The 22612-nt window shown below is 69.3% G+C and carries 20 protein-coding genes; 15 read left to right on the forward strand and 5 right to left on the reverse strand.

What is annotated here, in order from left to right; all coding sequences use genetic code 11:
- Positions 1 to 67: 67 nt before the first annotated feature.
- The 7 genes from QY917_RS14345 to QY917_RS14375 all read left to right on the forward strand — a co-directional run bounded on the left by QY917_RS14345 (position 68) and on the right by QY917_RS14375 (position 8228).
- On the forward strand, positions 68 to 1117 hold the full coding sequence (locus QY917_RS14345; protein ID WP_123675374.1) for a hypothetical protein: 1050 nt from the start codon (positions 68 to 70) through the stop codon (positions 1115 to 1117).
- An 82-nt stretch (positions 1118 to 1199) separates the two neighbouring features.
- A complete protein-coding gene (locus QY917_RS14350) occupies positions 1200 to 2588 on the forward strand; it encodes an L-serine ammonia-lyase (protein WP_123675373.1) in 1389 nt (462 codons plus the stop codon).
- 58 nt (positions 2589 to 2646) lie between these two features.
- The gene (locus tag QY917_RS14355) at positions 2647 to 3855 is read left to right on the forward strand and encodes a pyridoxal phosphate-dependent aminotransferase (RefSeq protein WP_123675372.1); all 1209 of its coding nucleotides are present in this window, start codon (positions 2647 to 2649) and stop codon (positions 3853 to 3855) included.
- Positions 3856 to 4034: 179 nt separating this feature from the next.
- A complete protein-coding gene (locus tag QY917_RS14360) occupies positions 4035 to 4985 on the forward strand; it encodes a tripartite tricarboxylate transporter substrate binding protein (protein ID WP_012655220.1) in 951 nt (316 codons plus the stop codon).
- Positions 4986 to 5031: 46 nt separating this feature from the next.
- A complete protein-coding gene (locus QY917_RS14365) occupies positions 5032 to 6600 on the forward strand; it encodes a class I adenylate-forming enzyme family protein (protein ID WP_123675371.1) in 1569 nt (522 codons plus the stop codon).
- A gap of 27 nt (positions 6601 to 6627) precedes the next feature.
- On the forward strand, positions 6628 to 7623 hold the full coding sequence (locus tag QY917_RS14370) for a tripartite tricarboxylate transporter substrate binding protein (RefSeq protein ID WP_012655222.1): 996 nt from the start codon (positions 6628 to 6630) through the stop codon (positions 7621 to 7623).
- 137 nt (positions 7624 to 7760) lie between these two features.
- Positions 7761 to 8228, forward strand: coding sequence for a PaaI family thioesterase (locus QY917_RS14375; RefSeq protein WP_123675570.1), 468 nt, complete (start codon positions 7761 to 7763; stop codon positions 8226 to 8228).
- A 27-nt stretch (positions 8229 to 8255) separates the two neighbouring features.
- On the opposite strand, the gene QY917_RS14380 is transcribed toward QY917_RS14375, so the two are convergent.
- The 4 genes from QY917_RS14380 to QY917_RS14395 form a co-directional block, all read right to left on the reverse strand.
- Positions 8256 to 9275, reverse strand: a complete 1020-nt coding sequence (locus QY917_RS14380) for a tripartite tricarboxylate transporter substrate binding protein (RefSeq protein ID WP_123675370.1) — start codon at positions 9273 to 9275, stop codon at positions 8256 to 8258.
- Between the two features lie 240 nt (positions 9276 to 9515).
- Complete coding sequence (locus QY917_RS14385) at positions 9516 to 10502, reverse strand: tripartite tricarboxylate transporter substrate binding protein (RefSeq protein WP_012655225.1); 987 nt, start codon at positions 10500 to 10502, stop codon at positions 9516 to 9518.
- A 44-nt stretch (positions 10503 to 10546) separates the two neighbouring features.
- On the reverse strand, positions 10547 to 11689 hold the full coding sequence (locus QY917_RS14390; RefSeq protein WP_123675369.1) for an acyl-CoA dehydrogenase family protein: 1143 nt from the start codon (positions 11687 to 11689) through the stop codon (positions 10547 to 10549).
- Between the two features lie 72 nt (positions 11690 to 11761).
- Positions 11762 to 13336, reverse strand: coding sequence for an AMP-binding protein (locus QY917_RS14395; RefSeq protein WP_123675368.1), 1575 nt, complete (start codon positions 13334 to 13336; stop codon positions 11762 to 11764).
- 209 nt (positions 13337 to 13545) lie between these two features.
- Here QY917_RS14395 and QY917_RS14400 point away from each other — a divergent pair, with 209 nt between their 5' ends.
- The 8 genes from QY917_RS14400 to QY917_RS14435 all read left to right on the forward strand — a co-directional run bounded on the left by QY917_RS14400 (position 13546) and on the right by QY917_RS14435 (position 21294).
- Positions 13546 to 14724, forward strand: a complete 1179-nt coding sequence (locus QY917_RS14400) for a thiolase family protein (RefSeq protein WP_123675367.1) — start codon at positions 13546 to 13548, stop codon at positions 14722 to 14724.
- Between the two features lie 65 nt (positions 14725 to 14789).
- Entirely contained in the window at positions 14790 to 15557 is a 768-nt protein-coding gene (locus QY917_RS14405) for an SDR family NAD(P)-dependent oxidoreductase (RefSeq protein WP_123675366.1), read from the forward strand.
- A 278-nt stretch (positions 15558 to 15835) separates the two neighbouring features.
- Positions 15836 to 16600, forward strand: coding sequence for a crotonase/enoyl-CoA hydratase family protein (locus tag QY917_RS14410; RefSeq protein ID WP_123675365.1), 765 nt, complete (start codon positions 15836 to 15838; stop codon positions 16598 to 16600).
- 100 nt (positions 16601 to 16700) lie between these two features.
- Entirely contained in the window at positions 16701 to 17699 is a 999-nt protein-coding gene (locus tag QY917_RS14415; RefSeq protein WP_123675364.1) for a tripartite tricarboxylate transporter substrate binding protein, read from the forward strand.
- Positions 17700 to 17711: 12 nt separating this feature from the next.
- Positions 17712 to 18518, forward strand: a complete 807-nt coding sequence (locus QY917_RS14420; RefSeq protein ID WP_123675363.1) for an SDR family oxidoreductase — start codon at positions 17712 to 17714, stop codon at positions 18516 to 18518.
- Positions 18515 to 19309 (forward strand): enoyl-CoA hydratase/isomerase family protein, encoded by a 795-nt coding sequence (locus QY917_RS14425; protein WP_123675362.1) that lies wholly within the window; start codon positions 18515 to 18517, stop codon positions 19307 to 19309. Before QY917_RS14420 ends, QY917_RS14425 begins: the two co-directional genes overlap by 4 nt.
- A 46-nt stretch (positions 19310 to 19355) precedes the next feature.
- A complete protein-coding gene (locus QY917_RS14430; protein ID WP_162844532.1) occupies positions 19356 to 20138 on the forward strand; it encodes an IclR family transcriptional regulator in 783 nt (260 codons plus the stop codon).
- A gap of 43 nt (positions 20139 to 20181) precedes the next feature.
- Positions 20182 to 21294 carry a CaiB/BaiF CoA-transferase family protein gene (locus tag QY917_RS14435; RefSeq protein WP_123675361.1) on the forward strand — a complete coding sequence of 371 codons (1113 nt, stop codon included), beginning with the start codon at positions 20182 to 20184 and terminating at the stop codon, positions 21292 to 21294.
- Between the two features lie 36 nt (positions 21295 to 21330).
- On the opposite strand, the gene QY917_RS14440 is transcribed toward QY917_RS14435, so the two are convergent.
- Entirely contained in the window at positions 21331 to 22554 is a 1224-nt protein-coding gene (locus QY917_RS14440; protein ID WP_123675360.1) for an MFS transporter, read from the reverse strand.
- Between the last annotated feature and the right edge of the window lie 58 nt (positions 22555 to 22612).

Consider the following 22612-nt stretch of genomic DNA (forward strand, 5'->3'; position numbering starts at 1 on the left):
AAAAAGCCTCCCCTCGGGAGGCCGCCACCGTTGGCGCGGGGCTCGCGCTCTGCGACACTGGGGCGCCATGGCCTCCTCCATCGACCCGCCCCGTCCGCCGCTGGCACCCGCCGTGCGCGTGCTGGCCGAGGCTGCGCTGCAGCGGCAGAACTGGCTGCTGGCCGCGCCGGCAGCGCCCACCCCGGCGGGCGCCCCGCCAGCTGGCTCCGCGCCGACCGACGCTCCCCCTGTGCCGTTTTCGCCAAACCTGCTGCCGACGGCGCTGCCCCCCATGCCTGCCGTGCCGGCAGGCCGTGAGCGGGTAAGCCTTTCCGATCAGGCACGCCAGGGCCTGCAGGCGATGGCTGGCGGCGCGGTTGCATCGTCCAGGGCAGCGGCCGCATCCCACGGGCCGGCGGCTCTTTCCGCCGATGCCGTGGCCGACGAGGGCGCTTTTGCGCGCGCCGCGGCCATCCCTGCGCCGTGGCCTGCCCAGGGTGTGGGGGCGCCGCTGCTGCGGCTGTTGAATACGCTGGTGCAGCAAATTGGCCCGGCTGGCGGCGCGGCGCCGCGTGTGCTGGCGGCCCAGCCGTGGCCCGCCGGCACCGACCCGGCGGCCGGCGGCACCGGACTGCCGGCTTTGCAGATTGCGCGCGTGGCGCAAGGCATGGTGTACACGCCCGACGGTGCGCGCGGCTTCACGCTCACGCTGCGCCTGCCTGCTGCCGCAATGCCTGCGCTGCCGTCTGCGCCCACCGCGCCAGCGGCCCTGTCGGTGGGCTTTGCCGGACCGCCACAGGCGCTGGCGCCCGGACTGTTCGCGCTGGTGCTGCAAGGCCCGGGCGCCGCGGGCCAGCGCACCAGCGGGTGGCTGTCGCTGGACCTGGCGCCGGCACCCGGTGCGGCCGCCGTGGTGTACGGGCGCGACCCGCTGCAGGCGCGCACCGACCCCTGGCTGGCCCTGGCCGCGCTGCAGGCCAGCGGCCAGTCGCGTGTGCAAGAACACGACCGTGCGGCCGAGCCCCCCTGCAGCGCGCCCGGCTGCCCCTACGAAGGCCGCGCACCCTGCGTGCAGCCCTTCTGCCTGGCGCTGCGCGTGCAGCCGGCGCCGCTTGCGGCACCGGCGGGGCCTGGCTAGGGCGAAACACCCGATTCCCTTGCCATCGCGACCGCGCCAGCATGGCGCACGACCGTAATCCTTGCCCTCTGGAGTCTTGCCCATGGCCGTCAGCGTTTTCGACTTGTTCAAGATCGGCATCGGGCCGTCCAGTTCGCACACCGTGGGGCCCATGCGCGCTGCGCGGCTGTTCGCGCAGCGGCTGGCGCGCGAGGGGGTGCTGGCGCAGGTGGCGCGCGTGCGCAGCACGCTCTACGGCTCGCTGGGCGCCACGGGGCGCGGGCACGCGAGCGACCGCGCCGTGCTGCTGGGCCTGGCCGGCCATGCGCCGGACACCGTGGAGGTGGACGCCATCGAGCCGCTCATCGCCCGCATCCGCAGCCGGGGCCGCCTGCCGCTGGCCGACGGCCCCGAAGTGGCATTCGACGAGGCGGCCGACCTGCTGCTGGTACCCGACGTCACGCTGCCACTGCACGCCAACGGCATGCGTTTCGAGGCTTTCGATGCGGCGGGCGGCACGCTGGCCGCGCAGGTGTACTACTCGGTGGGCGGCGGCTTCATCGTGAGCGAGGAGGCGGCCGCTGACGCACAGCGCCAGGCCGCCATCGCGCCCGACACCGAGGTGCTGCCGCTGCCCTTTCACAGTGGCGAACAGCTGCTGGCGCAGGCCGCGGCGCAGGGCGGATCGATCGCGCAGGTGATGCGCCTGAACGAACGCCACTGGCGCACCGACGCCGAGATCGACGCCGGCCTGCTCGCCATCTGGCGCGCCATGCAGGACTGCGTGGCGCGCGGCTGCAGCGTGGGCGGGGTGCTGCCCGGCGGCTTCCAGGTGCGCCGGCGTGCGCCCGCGCTGCACCAGGCGCTGAAGAACGCGCCCGACACCCAGCAGGACCCGCTGCAGGTGATCGACTGGGTGAACCTGTTCGCCCTGGCCGTGAACGAGGAGAACGCCGCCGGCGGGCGCGTGGTCACGGCCCCCACCAATGGCGCGGCGGGCATCGTGCCGGCGGTGCTGCATTACTACTGGCGCTTCATTCCCGGCGCTACCGAGGGTGGCGTGGTCGACTTCCTGCTCACGGCTGGGGCCATCGGCATCTTGTACAAGGAGAACGCCTCCATCTCGGGCGCCGAGGTCGGTTGCCAGGGCGAGGTGGGTGTGGCCTGCTCCATGGCTGCGGCGGGCCTGTGCGCCGTGCTGGGCGGCACGCCCGCGCAGGTGGAGAACGCCGCCGAGATCGGCATGGAGCACCACCTGGGCCTGACCTGCGACCCGGTGGGCGGGCTGGTGCAGATCCCGTGCATCGAGCGCAACGCCCTGGCTTCGGTGAAGGCCATCAACGCCGCGCGCATGGCGCTGCATGGCGACGGGACGCACCATGTGAGCCTGGACCAGGTCATCAAGACCATGCGCGAGACCGGCGCGGACATGATGACCAAGTACAAGGAGACTTCGCGCGGCGGCCTCGCGGTGAACATCGTGGAGTGCTGACGCGCTACGACCCGTAGCGCCCTGTTTCCCATACCTTTTCGCTTTCCATCTGGCCCGCATGCACAACCCCGCTTCGCCCACCGATACCCTCCTGCCCGCCCTGGCGCGGCCCGCCATCCAGAGCCTGGGCGGATCGCTGATCCGCGAAGTCGCCAACACCGGCATGGGCCGCGCGGACGTGCTGCCCTTCTGGTTTGGCGAGTCCGATCAGCCCACGCCGCAGTTCATCCGGGATGCGGCGGCGCAGTCGCTCGGTTCGGGCGAGACCTTCTATTCGCAGAATCTGGGCCGGCCCTACCTGCGCGAGGCCATCGCGCAATATCTCTCGGGCCTGCACGGACGCGAGGTGTCCGCCCAGCGCATCGGCGCTGTGGCCTCGGGCGATGCCGGGCTGATGCTTACCTGCCAGATGCTGCTGTCACCGGGCGACCGCGTGGTGGCCGTCACGCCGCTGTGGCCCAACCTGCTGGAGATGCCGCGCATCCTGGGCGCGCAGGTTGAACGCGTGCCACTGGTGGTGCGGGGCGGGCGCTGGACGCTTGCGCTGGATCGGCTGCTGGATGCGCTCACGCCGGGCACGCGCATGCTCATCCTCAATTCACCCAACAACCCCACAGGCTGGACCATCGATGAGGAAAGCCTGGTGGCGATCCTCGCGCACTGCCGCCGCCATGGCATCTGGATTCTGAGCGACGACGTGTACGAGCGTCTGGTGTACGACCCGCAGCTGGCCAGCGCACCTTCTTTCCTGCGCCACTACGCACCGGGCGACCGCATCATCTCGGTCAACAGTTGTTCCAAGGCGTGGTGCATGACGGGTTGGCGCGTAGGTTGGATGGTGGTGCCCGAGGCGCTGGAGGCCGACCTGGGCAAGGTCATTGAATACAACTTCTCCTGCATCTTCGAGCCCGTGCAGCGCGCCGCAACGGTGGCTTTGCAGCAGGGCGAGGCGCATGTGGCGCAGCTGCGCGCGGGCCTCGTGGAAAGCCGCCGGCTGCTGGTGCAAGCGCTGCGTGCCGTGCCGGGTGTGGAAGTGCCCGATGCCGGCGGGGCGATGTACGTGTTCTTCCGCCTGGCGGGCTTTGACGACTCCCTGGCGCTTGCCAAACATCTGGTGAGCGAGGTCGGCTTGGGCCTGGCGCCGGGCGCGGCCTTCGGCCCCGAGGGTGAAGGCTGGCTGCGCTGGTGCCACGCGGTGTCCGATGGGGCCAGACTGCGTGAGGGCGTGGAGCGTCTTGCGCGATTCGTGCAACGTGCCACGGCTTGACAGGCGTGTCCGGCCGGCGGCCGCAGTCACCACGTGTACACGCGTCCCCGCCGTCCTTTCAACCTGCCTAAGCATGGGTTGCTGAATCACGAAGCGTGTCTCCCATGAAACCCTGAGCCGTCGCCGTCAGCCTGCCCTTATCGTGTGGTGAACCCCATCGCACACGACAAGGACACGACATGCCCCTGCGCCGCCATCTGCTTGCCCTCTGCCTGACCGCCCTTCCGCTGGCCACCTGGGCTGCCTGGCCCGAGCGTCCCATCACCATCGTCGTGCCAGCCGCTGCGGGCGGCACCACCGACATCGCGGCGCGCGTGCTGGCCGAGAAGATGGCCAAGGACCTGGGCACTTCCATCGTCGTGGAGAACAAAGGTGGCGGCGGCGGCAGCATCGGCACCGCGCAGGTGGCGCGCGCCAAGCCCGACGGCTACACGCTGCTCATGGGCAACATCGGCCCGGTGGCGATCAACTTCAGCCTCTACAAGCAGCTCAGCTACAAGGAAAGCGACCTGCGCGGCATCACCAACGTGATCTCCGTGCCCAACATCCTCGTGGTCCATGCCGACTCCCCCGTGCGCAGTGCGCAGGAGCTGGTCAGCCTGGCGAAGACGCGCCGCCTCAATGTGTCCACCTCGGGCGTGGGGCAGTCGCCCCATATGTCCTCGGAGATGTTCCGTCAGAAGTCCGGTATCGAAGTGACCCTCGTGCCTTATCCCGGCGCGGCGCCTGCCGTCACGGCGCTGCTGGGGCAGCAGGTGGATTTCATGATCGACAACCTGCCCAGCTCCATGCCGCACATCAAGGCCGGCAAGTTCCGCGCGCTGGCCATCACCAGCGCCGAGCGCTCGGCGCAACTGCCTGATGTGCCGACCATGGCCGAGGCCGGCGTGCCCATGCAAGTCACGGCCTGGTTCGGCCTGCTGGCGCCGACCGGCACGCCCGATGCGGTGGTCGAGCGCCTGCAGCAATCGGCGCGCAAGGCCATGCAAACGCCCGAGGTGCGCCAGCGCTTTGCCGAACTGGGCGGCGTGCCCGGTGGCGAGACGCCGGCCGAGTACGACGCCTTCATCGCCCAGGAACGCAAGAGCTGGGCACAGATCGTCAAGGCGGCGGGCCTGTCCCTCGAATAACCCAGGCGGGGCGCGCGCCCCCTCTTTTCACTGCTCTCCCGATTCCATGCATCCAGACATCGAACACCTGCTGGCCCAGCCCTTCGGCTCGCTGCCCGAACTGATTGAACGCCAGGCCGCGCACCGCCCTGGCCACACCGCCCTGGTCCTGGAGGGCCAGCGGCTGGACTACGCCGCGCTGCGCGCCGGCATGGACCGCGTGGCGCGCAGCCTGCAGCGCGACGGAATGCAACCCGGTGACGTGGTGGCCATCTGCGCAGGCACCTCGGTCGAATATGTGCTGGCTTATCTGGGCGCGCTGCGCGCTGGCGTGGCCGTGGCGCCGCTCGCGCCCTCGGCCACGGCGGAGCACCTGAGCGCCATGCTGGACAACTGCGGCGCGCGCCTGGTGCTGCGTGACCGCGAGGTGGCCGCGCAATGGCCGTTGCATGCCGGCGCTGCGCTGCGCTGCGTGGCCCTGGACGGTGCGCCCGAGGCGGGCGAGCCCTGGTCGCAATGGCTGGCCCAGGGCGACGGCGCGCCGGCGCCGATCACGCCGGTGCCCGACTGGCCGTTCAACGTGATCTATTCCTCGGGCACCACGGGCGTGCCCAAGGGCATCGTGCAGTCCTGGGCCATGCGCTGGGCGCATGTGCGGCGCGCGGTCACCAATGGCTATGGGCCCGATGCCGTCTCGCTGTGCGCCACGCCGCTGTACTCCAACACCACGCTGGTGGCGGCGTTGCCCACGCTGGCGCTGGGCGGCACGCTGGTGCTGATGCGCAAGTTCGATGCCGCGCGCTATCTGGCGCTGGCCCAGCAGCACGGCGCCACCCACACCATGCTGGTGCCCGTGCAATACCAGCGCCTGATGGCCTGCCCGGACTTTGATCGCACCGACTTGAGCCGGCTGCAACACAAGTTCTGCACCAGCGCGCCCTTCAGCGCGGCGCTCAAGGCCGAGGTGCTGCGGCGCTGGCCTGGCCGGCTCATCGAGTACTACGGCATGACCGAGGGCGGCGTGCGCTGCGAGCTGCACTGCCACGACCACCCGACCAAGCTGCACACCGTGGGCCGCCCCGGCGAGGGCGCCGACATCCGATTCATCGACGAGGAGGGGCGCGAGCTGCCCGCCGGGGAGCAGGGCGAGATCGTCGGCCGCTCGGCCGGGATGATGAGCGGCTACTACCGCCTGGAGGGCAAGACGCGCGAGGCCGAGTGGTTCGACGCTGAAGGCCGGCGCTACATCCGCAGCGGTGACGTGGGCCGGCTGGACGCGGACGGTTTCATCGTGCTGGGCGACCGCAAGAAGGACATGATCATCACGGGCGGCTTCAACGTCTACCCGAGCGACATCGAGGCCGTGCTGTGCCAGCACCCCCAGGTGGCCGAGTGCGCCGTGGTCGGCGTGCCCTCCGAGCAGTGGGGCGAGACCCCCGTGGCCTACGTGGTGGCGCGCTCGGGCGCACAGCCCATCGCCGAAGAGCTGCGCGAATGGCTGAACACCCGCGTGGGCAAGACCCAGCGCGTGGCCGACCTGCGGCTGGTCGAACGCCTGCCGCGCAGCGAGATCGGCAAGGTGCTCAAGCGCACGCTGCGCGAGCAGTACCTGCAAGCGGCGCCCATCGCCGGCTGACTTTCCTCTCACCACCCGGAGACTGCCATGTCACTGCCTCGTCCCTCGCGGCTGCGCCGCGCCTTGCTCGCCAGCATGGCCCTGACCGCCAGCGCCCTGCTGGCGCCCGTTGCCTACGCCGCGGACGCCTGGCCCGCCAAGCCGATCCAGCTCGTGATTCCCTACCCGCCTGGTGGCAGCGCCGACCTGCTGGGGCGCCCCTTGGCGATGCAGTTGCAGCAGCAGCTGGGCCAGCCCGTGGTGCTGGAGTACAAACCCGGGGCGGGCGGCACACTGGCCTCGCAGTATGTGGCGCGGGCCAAGCCCGATGGCTACACCGTGTTCATGGTGCTGGCAGCGCATGCCATCAACGACAGCCTCTACCCCAAGCTGCCCTACGACACGCGCAAGGACTTCGCCCCCGTGTCGCTGGTGGCCAACCTGCCCATGGTGGTGGCGGCCAGCGGCAAGCTGCCTGCAAAAAACATCCATGAGCTGATCCAGGCCGCCAAGGCGGCGCCGGGCAAACTCACCTTTGGCTCGGCCGGTAACGGCAACACCGGGCACCTCGCGGCGGAATACTTCAGCAGCATTGCTGGGGTCAAGATGACGCACGTGCCCTACAAAGGCAGCGCCGGCGTGGTCAATGCCATGCTGGCGGGTGACATCGACCTCACGTTCGACAGCATCTCCACCTCCATGCCGCACATCCGCGGCGGGCGCATGCATGCGCTGGCCGTCACCAGCCCGCAGCGCTCGGCCCTGGCGCCCGAGGTGCCGACGGTGCAGGAGCAGGGCATGGCCGGCTTTGACGTGACCGGCTGGTATGCGCTGATCGCGCCAGCCGGCACGCCACCCGAGATCACCCAGCGCCTGAGCCGCGAGATCGCCGCCGCGCTGCGCCAGCCCCAGCTGCAATCCCAACTGGCTGCCGGCGGCTACGAGCCCGTGGGCTCCACCCCCGAGGCGCTGCAGGCGCACATCGAGCGCGAGATCACGCGCTGGGCCGCCGTGGTCAAGTCCACGGGGGCAAGAGTGGATTGACACCCCCTGAGCCGCTGCGCCGCTTCCCCCGCTCGCGGTTGCGCCAGCGCGGCGCGGCCGGCATAGGCCGCTTGCGCGGCCGCCCGTGCCTGGGCCCTGCCGTGCGGGTGCACCATGAACCACTGACAATCCCCTTCATGCAACAACCGTCTTCCATCACCGCCGACATTCCCCTGAGCCCCTTCGCCGGCGAAGCCCCCGACATGTTCTTTGGCCTGCCCATGGCCATGGCCCGCGCCATGGCGCTGCGCGGTGAGCGCATCGGCCACGACATGGCCCAGGTGCGCATGGGCTTCCAGGCGGACCAGGCCAACAGCCGTGGCGAGGTCCACGGCGGATCGATCGCTACGCTGCTGGACTGCACGCTAGCTGCGGCGGCGCGCGCGCACGACCCGGCTGCCTATGGCGTGGCCACCATCGACCTGACGCTGCATTACGTCGCCGCGGGCACGGGCGATCTGATTGCCACCGCGCGCTGCGAGCGGCGCGGCCGCTCCATCAGCTTCGTGCGCGGCGAAGTGCGCGCCGAGGACGGCACGCTGGTGGCCATGGCGACGGGCAGCTTCAAGCTGATCGCCCGCTCCACTGCATCCGCCATCGCCTAGGCGCCAGCGGGCGGCCAGTGGGGCTGCTCAGCTGGGTTGGACGCCTGCAGCTTGCAGCAGGCGGCCCCAGACAGGGGCTTCCTGGGCCCACAGGCGGGCGAACTTCTCGGGCGTGTCGTCGTCCACCGGTACGAAGCCGGCGGCGATGATGCGCGCCAGGCCCTCGCGGCTGGCCACGGCGTGGTTGGCGGCCTGGGCCCATTGCCGCGCCACGTCGGCCGGCATGGCTTTGGGGCCGGCAATCGCCAACCAACCCACAATCGACAGCGCATCCTGTGGGTAGCCGGCCTCGGTGAAGGTGGGCACCTCGGGCAGCAGCGGCACGCGACGCGGGCCGGTCAGGGCCAGCGCGCGCAGCTTGCCCGCGTCGACGTGCGCCTTGAGCGACAGCAGGCTGCCCATGCCGATCTTGATCTGTCCGCCCAGCAGGTCCTGCACCATCGGCGCCTCACCTTTGTAGGCCACATGCGTCATGTCGGCGCCGGCCGCCTCGCTGAGCGTGGTGCAGGCCAGTTGGCCGTGCGATCCGATGCCGTAGGAGCCATAGGTCAGCTTGCCCTTCTGGGAGCGGATCCAGGCCATGAAGTCCTGCAGGTTCTGCGCCGGCGTGTCGGCGGTGACCACCAGGGCGATCGGCGCCAGGCACACGCGCACCAGCGGGGTCAGCTCGGTCAGCGGGTCGTAGGGCGTTTTCTTGTACAGGTACTTGTTGGTCAGCATCGACGAGGTGGTGCCCAGCAGCGCCGTCATGCCGTCGGGCGGCGCCTTGGCGACCATCTCGCCGGCGATCAGGCCGGCCGCGCCGGGCTTGTTGTCCACCACCACCGACTGGCCAAAGCGCTGCGCCATGCGCTCACCCAGTATGCGGGCGATCACGTCGGTGGCGCCGCCGGCGGCAAAGGGCACCACCACCCGCACGGGGCGGGTGGCGAAGCCGGTGGGCGCGGTCTGCGCCCGTGCGCCCAGCGGGCCTGCCGCCGCGGTTGCGGCGGCCAGGGCCAGCAGGTGGCGCCGGTTCCATCCAAGGGGGTGGGCTTCGTGTTTCATCGCGCGTCTCCTTTGCCTGTATGGCCTCTCAGTTATCCATAGCGCTACGCACCGCCCGTAGCCCATGCAACCGGTGCACCCCAAGCCAGGGCCGCCACCAAGCAAGGGCCTATGCCGGCCTATGCTGGCCTAGGCCGGCCGCGCCGCCCCGTAGCGAGGCTGCGTCCCCCTGCCCGCATGGCAGCAATGCGAGAGCGGGTAGGGGCCAGGCGCGAAGCGACTCGGGGGCGTCGTTTCATCTCAGTCCATCGAGATCTTGGCGGCCTCGGCCACGGCCTTCCAGTGGGCAGCGTCCTTGTCGATCTGGGCCTTGAAGTCGTCGGGCAGGGACCCCACGGGGATCAGGCCCATCTCGGTCAGGCGCTTGTTCAGCTCGGGCGACTTGACGATGGAACTCACCTCGCTGCCCAGCTTGTCCACGATGGCCTTGGGCGTGGTGGCGGGTACGAACATGCCGAACCAGCCGTTGGCCTCCAGGCCGGGGTAGCCGGCTTCGGTCATGGTGGGCACCTGGGGCAGGGCCGGGTGGCGCTGTGCGCCGGTGATGGCCAGGATGTTGATCTTGTCCGACTTGATGTGCGGGTAGGCGGCCGTGGCGTCCACGAAGGCCAGCGACAGTTGCCCGCCCAGCATGGCCGCCATCTCGGGGCCCGAGCCCTGGTAGGGAATGTGCGTGATGTCGATGCCGGCCTTCTGCTTGAAGCGCTCGCCGTTCATGTGCGACGAGGTGGCGTTGCCGTAGCTGCCGAAGTTGAGCGTGCCGGGGGCTGCCTTGGCCTTGTCCACGAACTGCTGCAGCGTGGTCACGCCCGAGCTGCGCGGCACCATCAGCAGGTCGGCCGACTTGGCCACCTGCGACACCGGGGCCAGGTCGCTGAGCTTGTAGGGCACCTTCTTGTACAGCGCCGGGATCTGCACCACGGTGGTGATGCCCATGAGCACCGTGTAGCCGTCGCCGGGCGCCTTGGCCACGGTGTCGTTGCCCAGGATGCCGCTGGCCCCGGGCTTGTTTTCCACCACCACGGCCTGGCCCAGCCGCTGGGACAGCTGCGTGCCGATCAGGCGGGCAATGATGTCCGTGCCGCCGCCAGCCGGATAGGGCACGATGACGCGGATGGGTTTGCTCGGGTAATGGTCCTGCGCCTGTGCGGCGCCCACGCCGCACGTGGCGGCCAGGGCGATCAGGGGCAGCCATTGGCCCAGGGTCTTGCGCCGGGTGAATGCCATGGTGTTGTCTCCTTGGGTTTTATGTAGAAAGGGAATGGCTCGTGCTACAGCGTGCGGGCGATGATTTCCTTCATGATCTCGTCGCTGCCGCCGTAGATGCGGCCGATGCGGGCATCGGTCCAGGCGCGGCCCACCTGGTATTCGGTCATGTAGCCGTAGCCGCCGTGCAGTTGCAGGAACTCGTCGAGCAGCTTGTTCTGCAGCGCCGTGGCGTTGAGCTTGACCATGGCGGCGCGCTCGGGCGTCAGCTTGCGCTGCATGTGCAGCTTCATGCATTCGTCGACGAAGGTGCGCAGCATGGTGGCCTGCGCCTTGGCCTCGGCCAGCTTGAAGCGCGTGTTCTGGAACTCGAACACGGTCTGGCCGAAGGCCTTGCGCTCGCGCGTGTAGTCGATGGTCTTTTGCAGGAAGGACTCGATGCAGCGGGCCGCGCGCACCGCCACCACCAGGCGCTCCTGGGCCAGCTCCTGCATCAGGTACTTGAAGCCCATGTTCTCCTCGCCCAGCAGGTTGCCCACGGGCACCTTCACGTTGTCAAAGAACAGCTCGGAGGTGTCCTGCCCCATCAGGCCGATCTTTTCCAGCTTGCGGCCCTTGCTGAAACCCGGCGTGCCCTCTTCCACCACGATCAGCGACACGCCCTTGGCGCCGAGGTCGGGCGCGGTCTTGCAGACCACGATCACGATCTCGGAATTGATGCCGTTGGTGATGAAGGTCTTGGCACCGTTGATGACGTAGTGGTCGCCCTCGCGCTTGGCCGTGGTGCGCACGGACTTCAGGTCGCTGCCCGCGCCGGGCTCGGTCATGGCAATGGCGCCGATCATTTCGCCGGCGGCCATCTTGGGCAGCCAGCGGTCGTGCTGCTCCTGGTTGCCGTAGGCGTAGATGTAGGGCGCCACGATGTCCGAGTGCAGCGGAAAGCCCAGCGCCGTGGCGTTGGTGCGGCCTACCTCCTCGATCAACACGGCCGCATGGCCGAAGTCACCGCCGCTGCCGTAGGGCTCGGGCAGCATGGTGTTGAGCAGCCCTTCGCGGCCGGCCTTGCGCCACACTTCCTTGGGCACGATGCCGTTGCGCTCCCAATCGGCCAGGTGCGGCACGATTTCCTTGTCGAAGAAGTGGCGCACGGCGTCGCGGAACTGTTCATGGTCTTCACGGAAAACGGTGCGCTGGATCAGGTCTTGCATGGTCGGTGTCTCAGGGTCTAAATATCAAAATGGGCTTTGGCGCTTATCTAGTAAGCGCTAGTAGCTATGGTTTCAGGAGTCTCGCAGGGCAAAACCCGCCTGCGGCTCGTCACGAAAGCGCTCCTTCAGCTTGCGGCGCAGCAGCTTGCCGGTCTCCAGGCGCGGCAGCGTATCGACGAACACCACGCGCTGGGGCAGCTTCATGCGCGCCAGCACTTCGGCCGCCTGGGCGGCAATGGCGCGGGCCGTGTCCAGCGAGGCCTGCGCGCCGTGGCGCAGCACTACGGCCGCCAGGGGCTGCTCGCCAAAGTCGGGGTGGGGTACGCCCACCACGGCCACCTCGTACACGTCGGGGTGGCGCATCAGGGCGTTCTCGATCTCCTGCGGGTAGAGATTGACGCCGCCCGAGAGGATCAGGTCTGCGCGCCGGTCGCTTAAGTAAAGGTAGCCCTCGGCATCCACATGGCCGATGTCGCCATAGGTGATCCAGCCACGCTCATTGATGGCCTGGCGCGTCTTCTCCTCGTCGTTGAGGTAGCTGAACTGTCCGCCGCCTGAGAAGTACACCTGTCCGATCTCGCCCGCGGGCAACTCCTGCCCGTCGTCGCCCACGATGTGCAGCCGGCCCGTGGTGGGGCGGCCCACCGAGCCGGGACGCTGGCGCCACTCGGCCGAATTGATCATCGTCGTGCCGCAGCCCTCGGAGCCCGCGTAGTACTCCATGAGGATGTCGCCCCACCAGTCGAGCATGGCGTGCTTCACATCCACGGGGCAGGGCGCAGCGGCGTGGATGGCCACGCGGTGGCTGGACAGGTCGTAGCGCTGGCGCACGGCCTCGGGCAGCTTGAGCATGCGGCCGAACATGGTGGGCACCCACTGGCTGTGGGTGACGCGGTAGCGCTCGATGAGGGCCAGGGCGGTCTCGGCGTCAAAGCGCTCCATGATCACGGCCTGCCCGCCCAGCTCCAGCACGCGCAGCGTGTAGCGCAGCGGCGCGGCGTGGTACAGCGGCGCGGGCGAGAGGTACACGGTGTCTTCGCCCATGCCCATGATGCGCGCCGTGCCCAGTGCTTCGGGGTCGGTCTGGCCGCGCAGGTGGGCGGGCCACAGGGGCTTGAGCACGCCCTTGGGCCGGCCCGTGGTGCCCGAGGAATACAGCAGATCGCGCCCCAGCGGTCGGTCGGCGAAGTCCGCAGGCGCCCCCTGCAGGGCGTCGAGCGCGGCCTGTAGCGATGGGGCCTGCACCGACGTGGCTTGCGCAGGGGCCTCGTCCACCGTCCAGCACGGCAGGGGATGGTGGGCCTGCAACTCGGCCAGCTGGGGCAGGGTCTTGGCGGACGCCACCACCAGCCGCGCGCCACAGTCCTGCACGATGTAGGCCACCTCGGCCGGTGTCAGGTGCGTGCTGAGCACGGCGGCATACAGGCCGGCCTGCCGGGCCGCCAGCGCCAGCGCCAGGATCTCGACGCGGTTTTCCAGCACCACCGCGAATCGCTCGCCCGCCTGCAGGCCCTGGGTGTGGAGCCACTGTGCCATCGCCAGGGCGCGTTGCGCCACTTCGCCGGCGGTGAAGCGCGCGCCTGTCTCGGCCATGACCAGTACCACCCGGTCGGGAGCTGCCGCCGCGCGGCCAAAGAAGTCCTGCATACCTGTCACCCGTTGCTCCTCGGTGCGCCGCCATGGGGACTGGAGTCACCCAAAAATGCGAAATGCATGTCTCACAAAAATGTTGTGTGAGACGATTTTTTCAGGCGTACAGACCAAAACACATCGGGTAAACACGGTCTTCAGCACATTCAAACCGGCTGAAAATCATTTTTAATGGATCATTTGTCTCATAAACACATGGAGTCAGCATGAATATTCCCGTCATCGTCGATGCCATCCGCAGCCCCATGGCCCGGGCCAAGCCCGATGGCGCACTGGCCGAGGTGCATCCTGTGGACCTGCTCTCGCAGGTGCTGGAGCAACTGGTCGCCCGTAACCAGTTGGATCCCGGCACGGTGGACGACGTGATCTGCGGCTGCGTGAGCCAAGCCGGCGAGCAGGCGGGCACGCCCGGGCGCCTGGCCTGGCTGGCCGCGGGCCTGCCTGCGCACGTGCCTTCCACCACCATCGACCGCAAGTGCGGCTCCAGCCAGCAGGCCGTGCACTTCGCGGCGCAGGCCATCATGGCGGGCACGCAGGACATCGTGATCGCCTGCGGCGTGGAGTCGATGAGCCGCGTGCCCATGGGCAGCTCGCGCATGGGCAAGAACACTACCGGACCGCGCTTTGACGCCCGCTACGCCCCCGGCCTGGTGGGGCAGGGTGTCTCGGCCGACCTGGTGGCCGCCCAATGGGGCCTGGACCGCACCGCGCTGGACACCTATGCCGCGCGCTCGCACCAGCGTGCCCACGCGGCGCAGTCCAGCGGAGGCTTTGCGCGCGAGATCGTGGGCATCGACACCCCTGCCGGCCGCGTGACGGCAGACGAGACCATCCGCGCCGGCACCACGGTGGAAAAGCTCGCCGGCCTGAAGGCCGTGTTCGAGAACGCGGAGCTGTCCGCGCGGTTCCCGCAGATCCAGTGGGCCACCACGGCCGGCAATGCCTCGCAGATGACCGACGGCGCCAGCGCCATGCTCATCATGAGCGAGCAGCGTGCCCAGCAGCTGGGCCTGCGTCCCCGTGCGCGTTTCGTGGCCTTCGACGTGGTGGGCGACGACCCGCTGTACATGCTCACCGCCCCCATCCCGGCCACGCAGCGCGTGCTGGCCAAGGCCAAGATGAAGCTGGACGACATCCACCACTACGAGATCAACGAGGCCTTCGCCTCCGTGCCCCTGGCCTGGCAGAAGGAGCTGAAGGCCGACGGTGAGCGCCTGAACCCGCGCGGCGGTGCCATCGCCCTGGGCCACCCGCTGGGCGCCTCGGGCCTGCGCCTGATGACCACCATGCTGCACGCGCTGGAAGACAGCGGCCAGCGCTACGGCCTGCAGTCCATGTGCGAGGCCGGCGGCATGGCCAACGCCACCATCATCGAACGTCTGTAACTATTGATTTGATAGCTGCTGGCGCTTGATGGACGGGCGCTGGAAGACAAAATGAGGAAAGAAGCATGAAGCTGCAAAAAGGAATGACCGCCCTCGTCACGGGCGGGGTCTCGGGCCTGGGCGAGGCCTCGGCCATCGCGCTGCTGGAGCGTGGTTTGAACGTGGTGGCCGTGGACCTGAACGACGAGCGGGGCCAGGCCATGGAACAGCAATACGCCGGCCGCCTGCGCTATGTGAAGGCCGATGTGTCCGACGAAGGCCAGATGCAGCAGGCCATCGCCGCGGCCGAGGCGTTCGGCAACTTCCGCGCGCTGGTGCACTGCGCGGGCATCGGCGGCCCGGTGCGCCTGATCGAAAAGGACGGCAGCCCCGGCTCGCTGGAGAAGTACATCAACATCATCCGCGTGAACCAGATCGGCACCTTCAACACGCTGCGCCTGGCGGCCGTTGCCATGGCCAAGAACGAGCCCATCGACGGCGAGCGCGGCGTGTGCGTGCTCACCGCCTCGGTGGCGGGTTACGAGGGGCAGATCGGCCAGATTCCCTACGCCTCGTCCAAGGCCGGCGTGATCGGCATGACCATCGTGGCGGCGCGCGACCTGGCCTCCAAGTTCATCCGCGTGTGCACCATCGCACCGGGCCTGTTCGATACGCCCATCCTGGCCAAGCTGCCCGAGGCCGTGCGCCAGTCTCTGGGTGCGTCGGTGCCCAACCCCGCGCGCTTGGGCCACCCCAGCGAGTACGCGATGACCGCCCTGCACATCCTGGAGAACCCCATGCTCAACGGCGAAACCATCCGCCTGGATGGGGCCATCCGCATGGCGCCTAGATAACAACCCCCTGAGGAGCGCCCCTCCGTGCAGCCGCCAGAGGCGACAGCTCTTCGGGGACGTCCAAGCCTGCGCAGGCAGGCTCGGAGCCGGCCCCTCAGCCCCTTCTCTCTGCGCGCTTCGCGCTCCGGGAAGGGGGACGACGCCAGTGGCCCGGCAAAGCCGGCTCCACGGCGTCTGCTGGCGTGGCCTGCTCCGCGGCCTTCGGAGTAATGGGCTGAGGTGCCGGTTGCATGCGACACGGGCCATGTAACCCGGCGAACAACTGAAAGGAATTTGTGATGGCATCCACGGTATGGGTCGAAGTGCGCGGCAACGTGCTAGTCATGACGCTGAGCAACCCCGAGGCGCGCAACGCCGCCACGCTGGAGATGGCCGAGGCCATGGCGGCGGCGCTGGACGAGTTGGACCGCAACCCCGCGCTGCAGGTGGGCGTCATCACCGGCGCGGGCGGCACGTTCTGCGCCGGTATGGACCTGAAGGGCTTTCTGCAGGGCAAGCGTCCCAGCCTGCCGGGGCGGGGCTTCCTGGGCCTCACACAGCAGCCTCCGCGCAAGCCGCTGATTGCGGCCGTGGAGGGTTATGCCCTGGCCGGCGGCTTTGAGACCGTGCTGGCCTGCGACTTGATCGTCGCCGCCAAGACGGCCCAATTCGGCCTTCCCGAGGTCAAGCGCGGCCTGGCCGCCGCGGCCGGCGGGCTGCTGCGCCTGCCCAGGCGCCTGCCCTACCACGTGGCGATGGAAGCCATCCTCACGGGCGAGATGTTCAGCGCCGAGCGCGCGCACGCCCATGGCCTGGTCAACCGCTTGGTCGAGACCGGCCAAGCGCTGGACGCCGCCCTGGAGCTGGCCCAGGCCGTGGCCGCCAACGGGCCGCTGGCGCTGATTGCTAGCAAGCGCGTGGCGCAGGAGTCGGCCGACTGGTCGCAGGCCGAGATGTTCGAGCGCCAGGCCGCCATCACCGCGCCGGTATTCGCCTCGCAGGACGCGCGCGAGGGCGCTGCGGCCTTTGCCGAGAAGCGCGCGCCGGTCTGGAAGGGCGCTTGAAGCAAAAAGAGGCGTTGACGCCCGTCCATCCAGCGTTAATGGCTATTTAATTCATAGCAAAAGCGGCCGCAGTGCCGCAAGGACCCCAGGAGACACCACCATGCCATTCCCTCCCCGCCGCCACGCGCTGCGCCTCGCAGGCGCCACCACCTTGCTGGGCCTGGCCGCCCTGACGGCGTCGCACCCCGCACGGGCCGACGCCGCCTGGCCCACACGCCCTATCACCTTCGTCGTGCCCGGCGCGGCCGGCGGCACCACCGACACGCCCGTGCGCTTCATGGCGCAAAAGCTCAGCGAGCGGCTGGGCCAGCCCATCGTGGTGGACAACAAGCCCGGCGCGGGCGGCTCGCTGGGCAGCAGTCTCGTGGCGCGCGCGCAGCCGGACGGCTACACCGTGCTGGTGGGTAACACCGGCTCGAACGCCATCAACTACACCGCCTACCAGAAGCTTCCCTACAAGGCCGAGGACTTCGTGGCGCTGACCGACATGATCTCGTTCGCCAACGTGCTGGTCGTGCCGGTGAAATCGCCCATCAAGAGCCTGAAGGAGCTTCTCACCACGGCCAAGCGCGAGCCGGGCAAGCTGGCCTTTTCGTCCGCGGGCGTGGGCCAGACCACGCACCTGATGGGCGAGCTGCTGCGCCAAAGCGCGGGGGTGGACGTGGTGCACGTGCCCTACAAGGGCTCGGCACCTGCCACCATGGCCATCGTGGCCGGCGAGACCCAGTTCATGTTCGACAACCTCACGGGGTCGCTGGGCCATGTGAAGGATGGCAAGCTGCGTGCGCTGGCCGTGACCGGCGCCACGCGCGAGCCCGAGCTGCCCGACGTGCCCACCATGACCGAGCTGGGCATGAAGGACTTCGACAAGGTGGGCTGGATGGGCTTCTTCGTGCCTGCCAAGACGCCGCCGGCCGTCGTGAAGAAGCTCACCGACAACCTCATCGCCGTGCTGCAGGACCCGGCCGTGGTCCAACGCTACCGCGAGCTGGGCGGCCGCCCCGGCGGCATGCCGCCCGAGCAGTTCTCGCAGATGGTGGAGCGCGACCGGCAGGACTGGGGCGCGCTGATCCGCAGCCAGAAGCTGCAGCTGGACTGAAAGGAGGGCGCCATGGCTGAGTCCTCCTCCTTCGCAGGCCGCCACGTCTTCGTGGCCGGCGGCACCAGCGGCATCAACCTCGGCATCGCCCAGGCGTTTGCACGCGCGGGCGCCCACGTGGTGGTCATGAGCCGCTCGCCCGACAAGGTGCAGCAGGCGGCCGAAGGCCTGCGCGCGCTGGGTGCGCAGGCGCTGGGCATCAGCGCCGACGTGCGCGACCCCGCTGCGGTGGACGCCGCGCTGCGCCAGGCGCATGCGCAGTTCGGTGACATCGACGTGCTGGTCTCGGGCGCGGCGGGCAACTTCATCGCGCCCGCGGCCGACCTGTCGCCCAACGGCTTCAAGACCGTGATCGACATCGACCTGAACGGCAGCTTCCACGTGCTGCGCCTGGCGTACCCGATGCTCAAGAAACCGGGCGCCAGCGTCATCAACATCTCGGCGCCGCAGGGCGTGAACCCCACCATGTACCAGGTGCATGCCTGCGCGGCCAAGGCCGGCATCGACATGATGACGCGCGTGCTGGCCATGGAATGGGGCGAGGTGGGCGTGCGCGTGAACGCCATCGCGCCCGGCCCGATCGGTGATACCGAGGGCATGCGGCGCCTGGCGCCCACGCCCGAGGCATTGGCCAACGCGGTCGCCACCGTGCCGCTGCAGCGCATGGGCACGCTCGATGACATTGCGAACATGGCGCTGTTCCTCTCGTCGCCACAGGCGGGCTACGTGACGGGCGCCGTCATCCCGGTGGACGGCGGATCGTCGCTGCGCGGCGGGCGCGACATGCGCGCGTCGTACGTGCCGCGGAGCGCGGCATGAGCCAGGCCTACGAGCGCATCGTTTTCGAGGTGCAGGACGGCGTGGCCACGCTGACCCTGAGCAACCCCGCCAAGCGCAACGCCTTCGACCCCGCCATGCGCGGGGAGATGGCCGCGGTGGTGCGCCAGGTGCAGGCCGACCCGGCCATCCGCGCGCTGGTGCTGACGGGCGCGGGCGCGCATTTCTGCTCGGGCGGCGACCTCTCCAACATCGCCGCCAGCGGGCTGGACAACGGCGGCTGGCGCCAGCGCCTGACCAGCCTGCACGACTGGCTCAAGGACCTGATGCTGCTGGACAAGCCGGTGATTGCGGCGGTGGATGGCGCGGCCTATGGCGCGGGCTTCAGCCTGGCGCTGGCGGCGGACTTCATCATTGCCAGCACCCGCGCGCGCTTTGCCATGTCGTTCATCCGCGTGGGCGTGGTGCCGGACTGCGCGGCGTTCTACACCCTGCCGCGCGTGGTGGGCGTGCAGCGTGCGCGAGAGCTCATGCTATCGGGCCGCGAGGTGCAAGCCGAAGAGGCGCTGCGCCTGGGCATTGCCGCCGAGCTGGTAGAGCCCGATGCGCTGCAGGCGCGCGCCCAGGCGATTGCGCGCAGCTTCGTGGGCGCATCGCCCGTGGCGCTGAGCCTGATCAAGCGCTCGCTCGCGCTGGCCGCGAGCGACCTGCCGTCGCTGCTGGAGCAGGAGGCCAACGCCCAGGCCCTGGCCATGGGCACGCCCGAGCACCGCGAGGCCGTGCGCTGCTTCCTGGAGAAAAGGCCGATGCCCTTCCAGTGGCCGCAGACCTGACTTTGAAACAGGTGAAAATCTCAAGCTTTTTGAGGTCAATGTGAACGTGAACGCAGATCCGGACGGCAAACTGGTCAGCGCCCTGGTGCGTGGCGTTTCCATATTGCGGTGCTTCTCCAGCAAGTGCCAGGAACTCAGCGCCAAGGAGCTGATGGACCTGACCGGCCTGCCCAAGCCCACGCTGTTTCGCCTGACGGACACGCTGTGCGAGCTGGGCCTGCTGCGCTACTCGGAGCGGCTGTCCAAGTACGTGCCCGGCCTGGGCCTGCTGCAGTTGTCCTCGCCCGTGCTCACGCGCATGGCCCTGCGCCAGTTCGCCCGGCCGCACATGCAGGCGCTGGCCGACCTGACCGAGGGGCAGGTGCAGCTGGCCGTGGGCCACAAGCGCCGGCTGTGCATGGTGGAGCTGGCCAACGGCATGGGAAACACCGTGTTCCGCCAGGAAATCGGCGTGCCCATCTCGCTGTCGCGCACGGCCACGGGCCGCGCCTATCTGCTGGGCATGGCCGAGGATGAGCGCAAGGCCTACCTGCAGGACCTGCAGCGCAACGACCCGCAGCGCGCCGCGTGGCTGGAGCAGCGCCTGACGGACGCGCGCGACGACTTTGCGCGCCACGGCTTCTGCCGCAGCCACGGCGACCTGCACCGCGAGATCGAATCCATCGCCGTGCCCATGTCGCAGCCGCAGGACGGGGAACTCTGGGTGTTCGCCGTCTCGGTGCCGGTGTTCAGCCCCATGTACGCCCGGCTGGAGACAGACCTGGGCCCGCGCCTGCGCACGCTGGTGCGCTCGGTGGAGAGCGTGCTCGGGGCCTCCGGCCTCACCTGATACCCGCGCCCGCCACCCATACAACATCTACCAAGGAGACATCGTGAAGGTTCTGGACAGCGTGCGCGTACTGGAGATTGGCGGCCTGGGGCCGGGGCCGTTTTGTGCGATGCACCTGGCCGACCTGGGTGCGGACGTCATTTCCGTGGTGCGCGAGACGAAGGGCCGCGAGACCACCGGCGCCTTGCTCAATCGCGGCAAGCGCTCGGTGTTTGCCGACCTCAAGACCGAGGAGGGGCGCCAGTTGGTGCTGGCTCTGGTGACCGAGGCCGATGCGCTCATCGAGGGCATGCGCCCTGGCGTGATGGAGCGCCTGGGTCTGGGCCCCGAGGAGTGCATGGCGGTCAACCCGCGCCTGGTGTACGGGCGCATGACGGGCTGGGGCCAGAGCGGACCTTTGGCACCGCGTGCGGGGCACGACACGAACTATGCCGCCGTCAGCGGCGCGCTGTGGGGCTGCAGTCCGGCGGACGCGCGGCCCGTCTCGCCTTTCGCCGTGCTTGGCGACATCGGCGGCGGTGCGATGTACCTGATGACGGGGCTGCTGTCGGGCATCGTGCAGGCGCGCGCCACGGGCCGCGGCACGGTGGTGGACGCAGCCATCGTGGACGGCTCGGCCCATATGCTGAACCTGATGCTGAGTGCGCGCCAGAGCGGCCTGGTGGCCGATGTGCGCGGCCAGAGCATCCACGACAGCGCGCCCTTCTACGACACCTATGTCTGCGCCGATGGCCATTACGTCACCGTGGGCGCTATCGAGCCGCAGTTCTACACCCTGCTGCTGCAGGTGCTGGGGCTGGCCGAGGACCCCGATTTCACCGGGTCGCAATGGGACAAGGCCGCCTGGCCGGTGCGCCGCGTGCGGCTGGCCGCGCTGTTCCTGGCGCAGCCGCGTGCGCACTGGCAGGCGCTGCTGGAGCCCACCGACGCCTGTTTTGGCGTCGTGCTCAGCCCCGTCGAGGCGGCGCAGCACCCGCACATGCGTGCGCGGGATGTGTATGCCGAACGCCAGGGGGTGCTACAGGCGGCACCCGCGCCCCGCTTTGACGGTGCAGCCTACGAGCCGGGCGAGGCCTGCGCGCCCGGCGCGCATACGCAGTCGGTCATGGAAGGACTGGGCCAGTCCGGCGCGCGGGCCGTGTGGCGCCAGCGCTGAGCGCGTTGCGCGGGGCAGTCTCCCGCGCGGCCCTGGTTACCGTTGCTGGAGCAGCGCGGACGCTGGCAGCAGCCTGAAGGCCAGCGACGCCAGCGCCAGCCAGGCGGCGATGCACAGCAACACCGCGCGGTAGGGCTCCAGCCCGGCGCTGGTGGCCCAGGCGGCCACGGCGCCGGTTAGCGATTGCATCAGCGCCACCCCCAGAAACATGGCCATGGTGTAGAGCGACAGGGCGCGTCCCGTCTGTTCGTTGGGGTAGGACGAGCGCACGTCGGCATATTGCAAGATGCTGTAGCCTGACAGCAGCCCCATCGCGATCATCAGCGCCACCGTGGCCTGGGCGTTGTTGACCCAGGCCATGATGGCGAACAGGCCGGCCATCGACAGCGAAGCGCGGCCCACCCAGGTGCGGCGCCGGGCGGGGCCCGGGTCCATGCGGCCGAAAGCGGCGGGGGTGAACAGCGCAATCAGCGACAACACCAGCGCCACGTTGCCACTGTCCACCAGCGAAAAACCGTAGCGGTCGATCAGCAGAGGCCCCAGCCACAGGCCGCGCAGCGACAAAAAGGCCGCATAGCACGACATGCCGAGGATCACGATGCCCCAGGTGTGTGGCACGGTAAAGAGCCGTCCCATGCCCGTCAGTGCCTCCCCCCAGCTGCTGGCTGGACGGTGTGCGGTATCGGCACGTACCGGTTCATGCACCAGCGCATAAATCAACAGCCATGACAGCAGGCTCAGGCCAGCCAGCAGGCCAAAGCCGGCACGCCAGCCCCAGTGCTGCACCACCCAGGCCAGCGGTGTGCCGGTGAACAGCAACCCCAGCCCGCCCAGGCCCATGCTCAGGCCCGAGAAAAAGGCAAACCGGTCGGCCGCGAAATAGCGCGCAATGAACAGCGTGCAGGCCACGAAGGCGGGTGAATAGCCCACCCCGATCAGCACCTGACCGACCATCAGCCAGCCATAGCTGGGCGCCAGCGCAGACAGGGCCGCACCAGCGATGCCCAGGGGCGCAGCCACCAGCACCGTGCGGCGCAGGCCGTAGCGGTCCAGTGCGATGCCCATCAGCAGTTGCGCAATGCCGAACGACAAACCAAACAGTCCGGCAAACGCCCCCAACGAGGAAGCCTGCAGGCCGAAATCTGCCTGCAGGCCCTGGGCCACGATGGCGGTGGTGGTGCGGTAAGCCTGGCTCAGCGCAAAGCCCGACAGCAGCGTGAGCAGCATGACCCACAGCGGTTGTGTACGGGAGAGTCTCATCGAGGGAAGAATGACGGTAGGGGCACGCCGGTGATTGTGCCGGCGCGCGGCAGAGCTG

Origin of the sequence: Diaphorobacter sp. C33, assembly GCF_030503915.1 — a bacterium.
In the GTDB taxonomy this organism is placed as follows: Bacteria; Pseudomonadota; Gammaproteobacteria; order Burkholderiales; family Burkholderiaceae_C; genus Diaphorobacter; species Diaphorobacter nitroreducens.